Genomic DNA, 12,500 nt, shown 5'->3' on the forward strand with positions numbered 1-12,500 from the left:
TTGGCACGCTGGCTCACATCTTCGTTACAAAGGAAGCTATCCGTCGTTGTGACGGCTTCAATGATTGTGCCTTTGCTGGCCTTGGGCCTGTTCGCCTTTCTGATCTCTTCCCGCATCACAGAGCAAAAAACAAAGCTGTCCGGCATGGATACGCTGAAACAGGTAGAAGCAAATCTTCGTTATATGTTGCAGGATGCCGAGAACCTGTCCATTTTCCTGATTGGAGAACGGGACATCCAGCAGTATCTTAGCCACAATGAAGACCATGAGCTAGATCGGGTGGATATCCTGGGCAGGATGACCAATCTAGCTGCTTCCAAGAAATATATCGCCAATATCGCCATATATCCAGGCCGCTTCGATGCCACATTGTCTACCGCTACCTGGTATGAATCCAATAATTCAAGCTTATCTTATCCACCTGTACCGAGCGGAGAAGCGGTGAAAAAATGGACGGGGGTATACCCGGTTCAGAATTATGCGGGGATACAAAATGTGATCACATTGGTTCGACCGATCCGCAGTATCCATGATTATCGACCCATCGGCTGGCTGGCGATCAGTCTGGATGAGAAGGCCATATCCAAAGGATGGGCTGCTCTGGGATTAGGCAGAGGGCAAGGCAGACTTGAACTCATCGGTAGTTCGGGAGAGATCTTGTCTTCCATGGACAAATCCCGGCTTGGACTTAAGCTGGAGCAGGTCGAACCAGGAGTCACAACGTTAATTCAGGGTGGCGGTAGCGGAACAACCACATATGGCAGTGGCGAGGATAAACGGACGTTGCTCTATTATCCGGAAGAACTGACGGGTTGGACGTTGGTTGGAACGGTTCCTTATGACCAGTACAAGTCTGAGAATCGGTATATCCTTATTCTAACCGGGTGTGCCGTTGCGATGTCTGCTGTGATTAGTGCTGGACTGGTCTGGTTTACGGTGCAGCGTGTGACGAGGCCGCTTCGTGTACTTACCCGGCATCTGTCTCGAATTGATCCGGAACGCCCGCTTCCTTTGTTTCGGTCCGAAAGTGATGACGAGATCGGCAGGCTTGGGGAGAGTTACAATCTGCTCGGTGCACATATTCAGTTGTTGAAGGAAGAGGTTATTCGTGGTGAAGCCCGCAAAAAAGAAGCGGATCTTCGAGTGCTTCAGGCGCAGATTAACCCGCACTTTCTGTATAACACGCTCTCTTCGATTCACTGGATTGCCTTAATGTCTGAAGAGAAGAGGATCGCGGATATGGTGGAGGGATTGAGTGATTTCCTGCGTATCAGCTTGAACAATGGTCAGGATTACTGCCCTGTGGAACAGGAGATTGCTCATATTCGTCATTATGTGCGTGTGCAGTCGATTCGTTTCCCGGATCAATTTGTCTTGCATTATATAATAGATCCGGCATTAGAGCAGCTTATGATGCTGAAGTTGCTCCTGCAACCGCTCGTCGAGAATGCCATGATTCACGGCATTCAGCCCAAATCCACTGTGGGAACCATCACCATTATGATTCGCAAGGATCCAGAGAATGAACAGATGAATGTGCTGGTGCTGGATGATGGTGTCGGCATGGAGCCGAGCAAGCTGGAGCAATTAAGGATAAGCATTGTTCAGACGGGAAAACAGACGGAAAAGCAACTAACCCAAGGCGGTTATGGGCTCTGTAATGTGAACGAGAGACTGCTGCTTCATTATGGACCGGAAGCACAGCTCGAAGTGGATAGCAGGGTCGGTGGCGGTACCCGCATTTCGTTTTCCATTCCAATCTTGGAGGGAGCGCCATGAGACTATTAATTGTAGATGATGAAGTCATTATTCGTACAGGTCTTGCCAGCGTAATCGCTTGGCATGAACTCGGAATTGAACTTCTTCAACCTGCTGCATCGGCAGAGGAGGCGTTAAGGCGCATGGCGGAGGAGCGCCCACATATCCTGATGACGGATATCCGGATGACAGGCAGATCGGGTCTGGAACTGGCAGAAGAGGGACTACGATTGCTACCTGAGCTGGAGGTTATTATTTTATCCGGATACGATGACTTTTCTTATGCCCAGCAGGCGATTCGCCAAGGTGTTACCGATTATTTGCTCAAAACAAGCAAGCCGGAAGAGATTATCAAGACCGTGTTACAAGCCAAACAGCGAATAACAGAACGTTGGGCAGAGAAGTCCAGAGAAGGACAGCTCATGCGGGAGAATCGGGAGCGGTTGTTTGCCGGATGGATTATTGATGGTGATATCTCTTCGGGTCATTTCCCTTCATTTTTGCGATCTGATGCTGGAAAAGAGGCAGGGGTTGGCGGCCTTGATGATGAACAGATTCTCAGACAAGTCATTATTCTTCGAGCAGAGGGTTGGGATCGATCCTCGGATGCGCTATTACGATTTGCGGTGCAGAATACTCTGGAGGATATGCTACCTGGTACCATTGCTCATGTAGAGAAACAGCAAATTATTTGTGTAGTTTCATGGCCGCCTGTGGAACATGAATATACGTTCAGGCTGGAGAGTGCATTACGTCGGGTGGAGCAATTATTGAAGTGCACCTTGCGTGCAGCAATAGGTCTGCCAGTTCATAGATCTGCAGATCTGCACGAGAGCTATAAAACCGCTTCAGTGGCATTTCGATATCGGAGTTTGATTGATTATAAAATATGGCATTATGAGCACATTCAGGATCGTCAAGGTGGCAAAACCGTACTTACGCAAGAAGAGGAGACCGTACTCGGCACATTGCTGCTGGATAATGATTCAGTCACGTTAACGACATGGACACGAGAACTTGTGGCCAATCTTATAGCAGAACCGGAAGTCACACCAGAATCGTTCGGTGCCTGTCTGCATTCTGCCGTTATTGCAGGTCATCGCTGGCTGACTCGTACGATGCGAGCCATAGGGCGTGAAGAATCCGCAAGGCTCGAACCCTGGTTGCCGGAACCGGATGCAGACGCTGTGGAACTCGGGGATATGCTGTTCCATCATCTGTATGGTCTGATGCATGCCTATCATAGTCGCATGGGTCAGGGACAGGCTGCACATGTGCAAAAGGCGATAGGCTATATTGAGTCTTCATTGGCTCAGGATATTAATCTGCAGCAGGTAGCCGGACATGTTCATTTGCATCCAGGACATCTCAGTGAGCTTTTTAAAAAAGAAATGGGTGTGACTTTCGGCGATTTTGTCACCGACACGCGTATACGAAGAGCAATGGACATGCTCGCGGTGTCTCCAGCGAAGGTCAGTGAAGTCGCTGCCATCAGCGGCTACGAGGACGTGAAATATTTTAGCAGGCTGTTCAAAAAACATACCGGCAAGACCCCGAGTGAATATCGCGAAGAGGCAATGTCGTTCAAGCCTTCGGGAAGGTAGAAATGAGCAGATTAGGAAACATGTCTTGCCTTTCTGCAAACGTTTTCGAAATGGTATTACTCAGGGTTATTGGAGAGTGAGGGCGTACTGATGAAGACCCATAGTTCAAGTCAGGATTTATCGGGACAATGGAAGATACAGCATTTTGAAGTTGGAGAGAAGCGGGCAATGGATGTGGCAGCTGCTGCGCTGGATGACCGTTTCTGGATCGGGGCTGAAGTGCCTGGCGATGTACACGCTGCACTGGTTGAGCGCAGTATCATTGATCCACCCTATTACGGACATAATGATGCGAAAAGTCGCTGGATTGAGCAAAAGGAATGGTGGTACCGTACAACCTTTAATCTCGTGAGAGATGCAGAGACGGAGGAGTACTTTGAATTGGTGTTCGAAGGATTGGATACGTTTGCAACGGTATATGTGAACGGCCATGAAGTCGGGAAAACGGCCAATATGCTCATGTCACATACGTTTAATGTAACGTCTCTGGTACGCAGCGGCTGGAATGCGATTGCTGTCAAGTTCGACCCGCTTCACCTGCATCACCGGGACAAAGAAACTTTCGACTGGTCCTCGTATACGAAGGAACGGCCGTGGTTGCGCAAGGCGGCGATGAACTTTGGCTGGGATTGGGGTCCACGCATGGTTACGGTAGGCATCTGGGGTGCGGTGCGGCTGGAAAAACGAACAATCGCCAAGCTGGAAAGTGTGTATGCTCGAACAGAATCAGTCAGTACAGAGCTGGCTGTCTTACGCCTCACGGCGGATGTGAAGTCCGTCTTGTCTTTCCGTAACAGACAGAAACGGGAGCAGGCTGTGGTTCCGTCATGTAATGTTCGTCTGCTGGATCGAAGCGGAAACGAGGTGGCAGGTGCCACTGAACTGCCTGTAGAAGGTGGTAAGGCAGATATCACATTGAACGTTACGTCACCTCAGTTATGGTGGACTCATGATCTGGGTGAACCTTATCTGTATACACTGGAGGTTACATTGTACGCAGATGGCGTTGAGGTGGATCGTTATAGCAAACCTTATGGGATACGAACGATTGAACTGGCTCTTCACGATGAACGGGGGGAAGATGCATTTGCTTTTATCCTGAATGGAGTCAAGATCTACGCCAAGGGAGCCAACTGGATTCCCGCTGATCATCTGATTGGCGCTATCCCGAATTCCCGATATCGTGAGCTTATCGAGCTGTCGGTGGAAGGGCATATGAATATGCTGCGCGTCTGGGCCGGTGGTATATATGAGAAGGATGTCTTCTACGATGAGTGTGATCGGCAAGGGGTGTTGGTGTGGCAGGACTTTGCTTTTGCGAATGCACTCTTCCCAGATTTCAATCGTGATTTCATGGACAACGTACGGCAAGAGGTAGAAAACAATGTACTGCGCCTACGCAATCGTGCCTCGCTTGCCCTCTGGTGTGGGAATAATGAAATAGATTGGCTCTATGATATGAAGTCTGCAAGTGGAGATATTACCAGCCCGTTCTACGGCGAACTTATCTATCATGAACTGATCCCTGAAGTGTTGGAGCGCTTGGATCTGTCCCGTCCGTACTGGCCTTCTTCGCCGTTCGGGGACAGCAACGGTCAGGATGCGAATGACCCGGATGTGGGGGATCGCCACAACTGGCAGGTATGGCACGGCTCTGTCTATCCAAGGAAACAAGGAGAGCCACCGCTGCTGGACTACAGTATTGAAGGTGTAACGTTCAAAAATTATAAAAAGGATCATGCGCTGTTCAGCAGTGAATTCGGTATGCACGCCTCAGCCAATCGTTACACGCTGGAGAAAAATATGCCCGCAGGTCAGTTTTATTGGGGCAGTCCGGAGATGGCCTACCGTAACAAGGATACCAATCATCAAAAAGGTATTCTGCTAATGGAGGGTTATACAGGCATTCCGCAAGATATAGAAGAGTATATGAACTACTCCATGCTCACTCAAGCAGAAGGGCTGCGATATGGAATTGAACATTTCCGGCGCATCAATCACCGTAACAGCGGAGCGCTTGTGTGGCAATTGAACGATAGCTGGCCCGGAACAAGCTGGTCCATGATCGACTATGAGCTGCTGCCGAAGGCATCCTTTTATTACGGGAAAATATTCTTTCATCCTGTCCTGTTGTCACTGGAGCATGAACCGGGTGAGCCGCTTGCGTTGTGGGTCGTGAACGATACGCAGGACGTCTTGAAAGGTGAGCTTCGACTCAATGTCTATGCATTGAATGGAGAGAAGATCTACTCCAGCTCACATGCTGTTGAAGCAACATCCCAATCCTCACTGTGTATTGCCGAATTAACTGAAGTAGAGGTGCTACAAGGTAGACGTGCGGAGGAAGTAATGGTTGAGTTGGTTTCTGAAGGGTTTGCGGCACCGAGCAATCGATACTTCTTGCGTGATCCGAAGGATGTGACATTGCCGGAGTCTCAATTGAGCGTGCATGTGAACGAAGAGGAGCAGTCTGTAACGGTTACGGTCAGTGGTGCGATTGCACGATTGGTGAAGCTGGAGCTTCCCCTTGGACGTGTCCGATTCAGTGACAACTATTTCGATCTGCTCCCTGGTGAGAGTCGGACAGTGAGACTTCGTCATCCAGAGCAAACGTCTCTGCCTCTGACGGAACTTCGGGTCAGTGCCATGAACGGCAGAGAAGGGTGAGGTAATAATAATAATAGACTTCGATTATTATTCGAGGTTCAAGGTGGTAATCCTGATCAGGGATGCCACCTTTTTTTGCTTTTGGAGCAGGTGAGATAATATCGTCGTTGAAGGTGATCTTTTCCTTATTCGAAAAGCGTAACTTCCAATTGGGTTCACATCTTGGGACATTAAGGTTAGAATGATAGAAAGAAATCGTTTTCAAAAGGAGGTGGATTCATGTCATTTGTCAGAAGACACATTTGCTCCGCGTAAACGAAAATGAGGAAGGATACGGATTACATAAAAAATAATCAACAAGCCAAACAGCCGATTCTTCTTCAAGAGGAAGGGATCGGCTGTTTGGATATTTCGGCAGGCATTCGTATTAACGGGTTTTAGAGAAAGGATTCATAACGCTGCTGGAAAGAAGATTCCATCTCCACTTGCCGTGCAAGTTGCTGCTGTACCTTTGCTCCGCGAATCGTCTGGAGTTCCTGAAGTTGAGTGGTGGATTGGAATTGATCTGCCGCCATCCTGATAAGAAGCTCCGAGAGTGCGTCCGCATCTTCCAGCGCCGCATTAAGTCCAAACGCACCGGTTGGGGTCATGGTATGAGCGGCATCACCGATGAGTACAACATTGTCCTTTGTCCACGATTGACAATAGCTGCTTTCGACAGATAACAGAACAAAATCACTCCAGCTCTGAATGTGGGCAGCCACAGAATCAGCCAGACAAGGAAAGGCAGTTACAAGTTTATCTACAAATGGAGCAATCGGTTGCTCACGCAACTTGGCGTATGCCCCCTCAGGGATGTTCCAGCCAATCTGAACATAACCGCCGAATTGTGAGAACAATGCGAGCTGTTGCCCATCCATGCTGGCCATCCGAACAGCCGGTTCCCATCCTGAAGGTGCCGGAATACGTGCCCATAACAGGTCATATCCGTGCTTGCGGATCTCGGGGGTCAAGCCGGAGTGTTTGCGTACAGCAGAGTATCTGCCATCTGCACCGACAATAACAGATGCTTCGATGGAAGCAGGAACTCCGTTCTGGCGAATGTTAATACCAACGGTCTGGCCGTTTTTGTCTCGTAGCAAGCCAGTCATAATGGTATTAAACAGCACTTGTTCATTAGAATTGTGCTGCCGAGCATGCGATACGATGGCTTCCAGGAGGTGATCTTGAGGTACATGAATACCAACATGAGATTCTCCATTGCCTGGCGAAACGGTGTGAATAATCTGCCCATTTTCCCAATATTGAATCTGTTCCAAGAGCAGGGCTCCCCGTTCCTGAATGAGCGAATAGAGGCCATGTTTATTCAAAATCGCTTCGCCGTCCACATTGAGCAGCTCTCCGCGAAACGACTTGTGCAGGTGGGGCTGCCGCTCGATGAGCATCGTGGAAATTCCTTTTTGATTCAGTAAATAAGAAAGCAAAGCACCGCCAGGACCTGCGCCGACGATGCAAACATCTGTTTTAGGTTGAGATTGTATATTCTGATTCATGTGCATAAGTCCCTTGCAATATAATGATGACGCTTTATTTACTTTATAACAACAAATTTATTAAAATCATTAAGTAACTAAAAGTAACTTAATGATATAGATTATTATAAACAAACCCATTGCAAGAAAGCAATAGGTGTATGCCATAATAAAACACAGGTCTTTCGGTCAAATAAAGGGTGTCCAATACAAGCGTTTTTTTCACAAACAAAATAGTGTAAATATGTTACAATAAAAGGCAGGTTATGATGAAAGGCAGGAGGAACGTTTATGAGCCCGGATACGGAGCGAAACTCTCAATTGGCAAATGTAGATCAATTGTTGGAGGCCTTCTTCAGATATAAAAATAAAGTATTGGATCAGCAGCAGAAGAGCGAAACCAACTGCAAACTGAATCCGACAAAAAGTCATATATTGGGCATGATTTTACGCGAAAAACGCTGCATGGCGGTTGATGTGGCCAGACAACTCAGTTTGTCTTCCGGTGCAACCACCATTGTACTGAATCAACTGGAAACAGAAGGGTTGATCCAGCGTGTGCGTAGTGAAGAAGATCGGAGAATTGTGTGGCTGTCCTTAACGGATGAGGGAATACAGCTTGCCAAGACACTTAATGCGAATCGCGGCCGAATGACGTGGGAATTGTTGCAAGCACTTTCCGAGGAAGAGCAACAGCAGATGTTCGGTATGCTGAAGAAAATTGAGTTGAAACTGCTGGAGAACATGAAGTCATTTGAGCAGATTCATCGGTAGTCCATATATGACTTGATCACTTAAAGACGTCAGTCCTCATGAGTTCGTCCCTAGTTGCGGGGGATGAACCTTGAAGACTGGCGTTTTTGAGTTGGTTTTACATATGAAAGCGAACCACATGATCTGTCATGTCTTCCTGGATCAAAATCTCCTTTTGCTTGCTGCCCATCAGGTCGAAGTGGGGAAATGGCTGCCGCCGATGAATGTATCGCGGGTCCAGTCCATGATCGTTACACCAGCGCTCCAGACGTTCCAGATCTGCGCAGCCGACTTTGGTGACGCTGGTGATGCCGGGAAATCGATTGTCGATCCAGAAATGAGTAAGGTAGGCAATCTCACCACGAGCCACTTGTTCCTTCCACGCAGCAAGCTCCTGTCGTTTAATTCCAAATGCCATAGATGCAAGTTCCTTTCCAAACGGGTATTGTCCTGAGCATATTGTAACATCTTATATACAGCATCCATCAGAATTCTTTCATTTAGACTGGTCTGAGGCGAGTTGAATGGGTATATGAATATGACAACATTTTTATAACAAAGGTTCACCACTTCTATAGCGGAAAGGGATTGTCATCATGGAGATATTTATTACCGTACTTGTGTTACTGGTCCTGATCGGTTTATCGAACATCCTGAACCGGTTTGTACCCTTTATTCCCGTTCCGCTTATTCAAATCGTGCTTGGTGTAGCCATAGCTTTGCTTCCCGCAGGTGTTCACCTGCCCTTGAATCCGGAATTGTTTTTTGTACTCTTCATCGCACCTTTGTTATACAACGATGGTAAGCGAACACCAAGGAATGAATTATGGAATCTGCGTGCACCGATACTTCTGCTTGCACTAGGGCTTGTATTCGTGACAGTAGTCGTGGCAGGGTATGCCATTCACTGGCTGATTCCTTCGATTCCGTTACCTGCTGCTTTTGCTCTTGCAGCCATATTGTCCCCGACAGATGCGGTGGCCGTTGGTGCCATGGCAGGCCGGGTACATCTGCCCAAAGGCATACATAGGCTTCTTGAAGGTGAAGCATTAATGAATGATGCATCTGGCCTGGTGGCCTTCAAATTCGCGATTGCAGCCACAGTTACAGGTGTATTTTCCCTGGCTCAGGCAACCTTCAGTTTTATTCTGATTGCGATTGGCGGACTTCTCATCGGGGCCTTGTTATCTTTTCTGTTAATCAGGCTTGGGGTGTGGATTCGCAGGCTGGGCATGGAAGATGTGACGATTCATATGTTGCTGCAAATCCTGACTCCATTTGTCATCTATTTGGTGAGTGAAGAGATTGGGGTGTCGGGCATTTTGGCGGTCGTGGCAGGTGGGATCATTCACGCTATTGAGCGTGACCGCGCAGAATCGGTTCAGTTGAAGATGCAGGTGGTATCTGCGAGCACATGGTCAGTCATTTTATTTATACTAAATGGTCTGGTGTTTGTTATTCTGGGTGTACAGGTTCCGGATGTGCTGAGTACCATTTTTGAAAATGTTTCGTTTAATAATCTGCAGGTGTTGGGATATGTGGGCTTGATCTCGGTGCTACTGCTGGTTCTGCGCTTTCTCTGGATCTATTTGTTCTGGCAAGGGAATGAATTGCTGCGTACCCAATCCTCTATTGGCAGGCCCAGGTTCAAGGATATTACGATCATTTCCCTCTCAGGCGTACGGGGGGCTGTGACATTGGCAGGTGCTTTCTCCATTCCTTACGTGCTTCAGGATGGGTCGGCTTTCCCTGAAAGGGATCTGATCATTTTCCTGGCGGCAGGAGTGATTCTCTTCTCCCTGATTGCCGCGAGCGTATTTCTTCCGGTTCTGGCCAAGGATGATGGTAAATCCACAGAAGAAACACCGCAGAAGTCAGAACGGAAAGCACATGACATTATGCTGAATGCGGCAATACGAGCCGTCAAATCCGAAATGAACGATGAGAACAAAGCCGCGGCACTGGCGGTCGTCTCGGATCTGTCCAAATACATCAGGCAGGCCGCAGGTCAGCTTACCGCCGGTAAACGCAAAGACATTCAAAAACAAGAAACGGCCATCAATCTGATTGCCACCCGTGCGGAGCGCAAAGAAATTGAAGCGATGCTGGACGAAAATGCAATTGCGTCCGATGCTGCATTCAAATGTGACAGCTGGCTCGATCGCAAGGAAATGATGCTGGCGAATCGCACAAACACTCAGTTCATGACCTCGATCAGCGAGATCGGACGTGTGTTGGGACATCTGTTCACCAACCGGTCCCAGAAGCCGATTCAACCCTTCATGCTTGAAAATGCAGAACTGTTCCGTCAGGTGAAGCTGCGCACCTCTGAAGCAGCAATTAAGGCCATTCGTGCTCATATGAATGATGGGAATCGAGTCGTCGCACTGTCGGTCATTGCCAAGTATGAGCGAGTTATTGCCAAGTTGCGCACCTGGAACCAAGGTGAAACGGAAGATCCGTTTAATCAGGAGAAACTTGAGTTGCAGATGGTGGCCATTCAGGAACAGCGCAATACGGTTCAGCAATTGTATGAAAACGGCGAAATCACCCGTGATGTGGCTGCCAAGCTGCGCCGGTTTATCAACGACGTGGAAGCGACTGCGTTGAAAAATACCTAAATCTATGGACCTGAGCATTCCGAACGATTGATTGGTGAAGTATTGAAGGAAACCGGTCAGCGTCAGAATACGATTATTGCGACCAAAGCAGCCCATACATTTGTAGATGGCAAGATCGTCATGGATAATTCACCTGCTTTCCTGAAAACAGCATCCACTTTCCGGATGAACATACCCCGAAGGATGAAGCGGTAGATACGTTAAAACGATTGAAAGACGCTGGCAAAATCCGTGCCATTGGCGTATCCGATTTTTCCATCGATCAGTTACGTGAAGCCAATATAGACGGTCATGTAGACGTACTGCAATCTGAATATAATCTGTTCAAAAGAGAAGCGGAGAAAGAGCTGTTGCCGTATACGGCTAAGCATGAAATTTCTTTTGTTCCTTACTTCCCTCTGGCAGCGGGACTGCTGGGCGGTAAATATAATCGCGACACAACATTCCAGGATGGACGGGCGAAGAACCCACTGTTTACAGGTGAGGCATTCATTCAAAATTTGGATAAAGTGGAGCAGCTGCGCAGCATCGCACAATCCAAAGATGTTGAGGTCGCTCATCTGGTTCTGGCCTGGTACCTCACTCAGCCTTCCATTGATGCATTGATTCCGGCCGCCAAAAAACCGGAGCAGGTTATCAATAATCTGAAAACATTGAATGTAGAGCTTACCGCTGAGGAAATTGCCGTTGTGGATCAGATCTTTCGTTAATTAGTTCGGCTGAATCGGGAAATGCTAACAGGGATTTTACGTATGAAGACAAAGTGAGGACACAACATGAACCTGAAGGCAGCCCGATTCCTCGGATTGTTCACGCTAATTATCTTGCTGGGTAGCAGTTCTGCCTATGCGAAGCCTGTACAGAAGAACCGTCAGTATTATGAGGAACGAGGAGAGATCGTATGGGAGGTTCCCACACAGGATAAACTCATCGCCCTGACCTTCGATGATGGACCTGATCCGATTCAGACCCCGCAGATTTTGGCGTTGCTTCAGCAATATCAAGCCAAAGGAACCTTTTTTGTACTTGGCAAATGGGCAGAGAAATTTCCTGAACTGATTAGGCAGGAGCAGCTCGAAGGGCATGAAATCGCCAATCATACGTATGCGCATACGTATGCAGTTCGATCAACAGCTGCGGACAAGTACATGAAAGATATGAACGCAGCGGAAAGTTCCATTATTGAAGCTGGTGCGGAGCGTCCCTTGTTGTTCAGACCACCAGGCGGCTATTACAATGACATGGTCATTCAGGCTGCCAAACAAAAAGGGTATACCATTGTCCTCTGGTCCTGGCATCAGGATACACGGGACTGGGCTTCTCCAGGCGTATCGGCCATCGTTAACAAGGTGCTGAACAACGTACGTAATGGGGATATTGTACTTTTTCACGATAAGGTGGAAGGCAAGTCCCATACGGTAGCAGCACTCAAAACGATCCTGCCGAAGTTGCAGCAGCAGGGATATCGGTTCGTAACAGTGTCCGAGCTTCTTGCTGTGAAGGCACGCGAAGCTGCGAAGAACGGAACTTCGCCTTCGTCTATTTTGAAGCATGTGCAGCCCTGAACATGGCAATCCAATTAGAAACCGTAGGTCTCAGATGAAGAGACCTGCGGTTTCTTTATC

General features: G+C 48.1%; 8 protein-coding genes and 1 pseudogene. 7 read left to right on the forward strand and 2 right to left on the reverse strand.

The genetic code is table 11. The annotated features are described in order from the left end of the window. The 3 genes from AC1S8V_RS10620 (at position 1) to AC1S8V_RS10630 (ending at position 6,029) form a co-directional block, all read left to right on the forward strand. A complete protein-coding gene (locus tag AC1S8V_RS10620) occupies positions 1-1,779 on the forward strand; it encodes a cache domain-containing sensor histidine kinase (protein WP_482073569.1) in 1,779 nt (592 codons plus the stop codon). Next, the gene (locus tag AC1S8V_RS10625) at positions 1,776-3,362 is read left to right on the forward strand and encodes a helix-turn-helix domain-containing protein (protein ID WP_482073570.1); all 1,587 of its coding nucleotides are present in this window, start codon (positions 1,776-1,778) and stop codon (positions 3,360-3,362) included. The genes AC1S8V_RS10620 and AC1S8V_RS10625 overlap by 4 nt, the downstream gene beginning before the upstream one ends. Positions 3,363-3,452: 90 nt before the next feature. Continuing rightward, complete coding sequence (locus AC1S8V_RS10630; protein WP_482073571.1) at positions 3,453-6,029, forward strand: beta-mannosidase; 2,577 nt, start codon at positions 3,453-3,455, stop codon at positions 6,027-6,029. A gap of 377 nt (positions 6,030-6,406) precedes the next feature. Here the strand turns inward: AC1S8V_RS10630 and AC1S8V_RS10635 are convergent, their stop codons facing one another. Beyond that, positions 6,407-7,522: an FAD-dependent monooxygenase gene (locus AC1S8V_RS10635; protein ID WP_482073572.1), complete on the reverse strand. Its 1,116-nt coding sequence runs from the start codon at positions 7,520-7,522 to the stop codon at positions 6,407-6,409. A 270-nt stretch (positions 7,523-7,792) separates the two neighbouring features. On the opposite strand from AC1S8V_RS10635, the gene AC1S8V_RS10640 reads away from it, so the two are divergent. Beyond that, positions 7,793-8,275, forward strand: coding sequence for a MarR family winged helix-turn-helix transcriptional regulator (locus tag AC1S8V_RS10640; RefSeq protein WP_482073573.1), 483 nt, complete (start codon positions 7,793-7,795; stop codon positions 8,273-8,275). A gap of 97 nt (positions 8,276-8,372) precedes the next feature. Here AC1S8V_RS10640 and AC1S8V_RS10645 read toward each other — a convergent pair whose 3' ends face one another. After that, positions 8,373-8,672 (reverse strand): hypothetical protein, encoded by a 300-nt coding sequence (locus tag AC1S8V_RS10645; RefSeq protein WP_482073574.1) that lies wholly within the window; start codon positions 8,670-8,672, stop codon positions 8,373-8,375. A 178-nt stretch (positions 8,673-8,850) separates the two neighbouring features. On the opposite strand from AC1S8V_RS10645, the gene AC1S8V_RS10650 reads away from it, so the two are divergent. The 3 genes and pseudogenes from AC1S8V_RS10650 (at position 8,851) to AC1S8V_RS10660 (ending at position 12,440) form a co-directional block, all read left to right on the forward strand. After that, positions 8,851-10,875 carry a Na+/H+ antiporter gene (locus AC1S8V_RS10650; RefSeq protein ID WP_482073575.1) on the forward strand — a complete coding sequence of 675 codons (2,025 nt, stop codon included), beginning with the start codon at positions 8,851-8,853 and terminating at the stop codon, positions 10,873-10,875. Next, a pseudogene (locus AC1S8V_RS10655) lies at positions 10,876-11,585 on the forward strand (aldo/keto reductase); the annotation flags it as partial. It abuts the gene before it with no gap. A 66-nt stretch (positions 11,586-11,651) separates the two neighbouring features. Beyond that, positions 11,652-12,440, forward strand: a complete 789-nt coding sequence (locus AC1S8V_RS10660) for a polysaccharide deacetylase family protein (RefSeq protein WP_482073576.1) — start codon at positions 11,652-11,654, stop codon at positions 12,438-12,440. The last annotated feature ends 60 nt before the right edge of the window (positions 12,441-12,500 follow it).

The organism is Paenibacillus sp. B46(2026), assembly GCF_056786355.1.

Coding starts and splice junctions, on each gene's coding strand:
- AC1S8V_RS10625 (WP_482073570.1), top strand. CDS start 1,776: ATGAGACTATTAATTGTAGATGATGAAGTCATTATTCGTACAGGTCTT.
- AC1S8V_RS10630 (WP_482073571.1), top strand. CDS start 3,453: ATGAAGACCCATAGTTCAAGTCAGGATTTATCGGGACAATGGAAGATA.
- AC1S8V_RS10635 (WP_482073572.1), bottom strand. CDS start 7,522: ATGAATCAGAATATACAATCTCAACCTAAAACAGATGTTTGCATCGTC.
- AC1S8V_RS10640 (WP_482073573.1), top strand. CDS start 7,793: ATGAGCCCGGATACGGAGCGAAACTCTCAATTGGCAAATGTAGATCAA.
- AC1S8V_RS10645 (WP_482073574.1), bottom strand. CDS start 8,672: ATGGCATTTGGAATTAAACGACAGGAGCTTGCTGCGTGGAAGGAACAA.
- AC1S8V_RS10650 (WP_482073575.1), top strand. CDS start 8,851: ATGGAGATATTTATTACCGTACTTGTGTTACTGGTCCTGATCGGTTTA.
- AC1S8V_RS10660 (WP_482073576.1), top strand. CDS start 11,652: ATGAACCTGAAGGCAGCCCGATTCCTCGGATTGTTCACGCTAATTATC.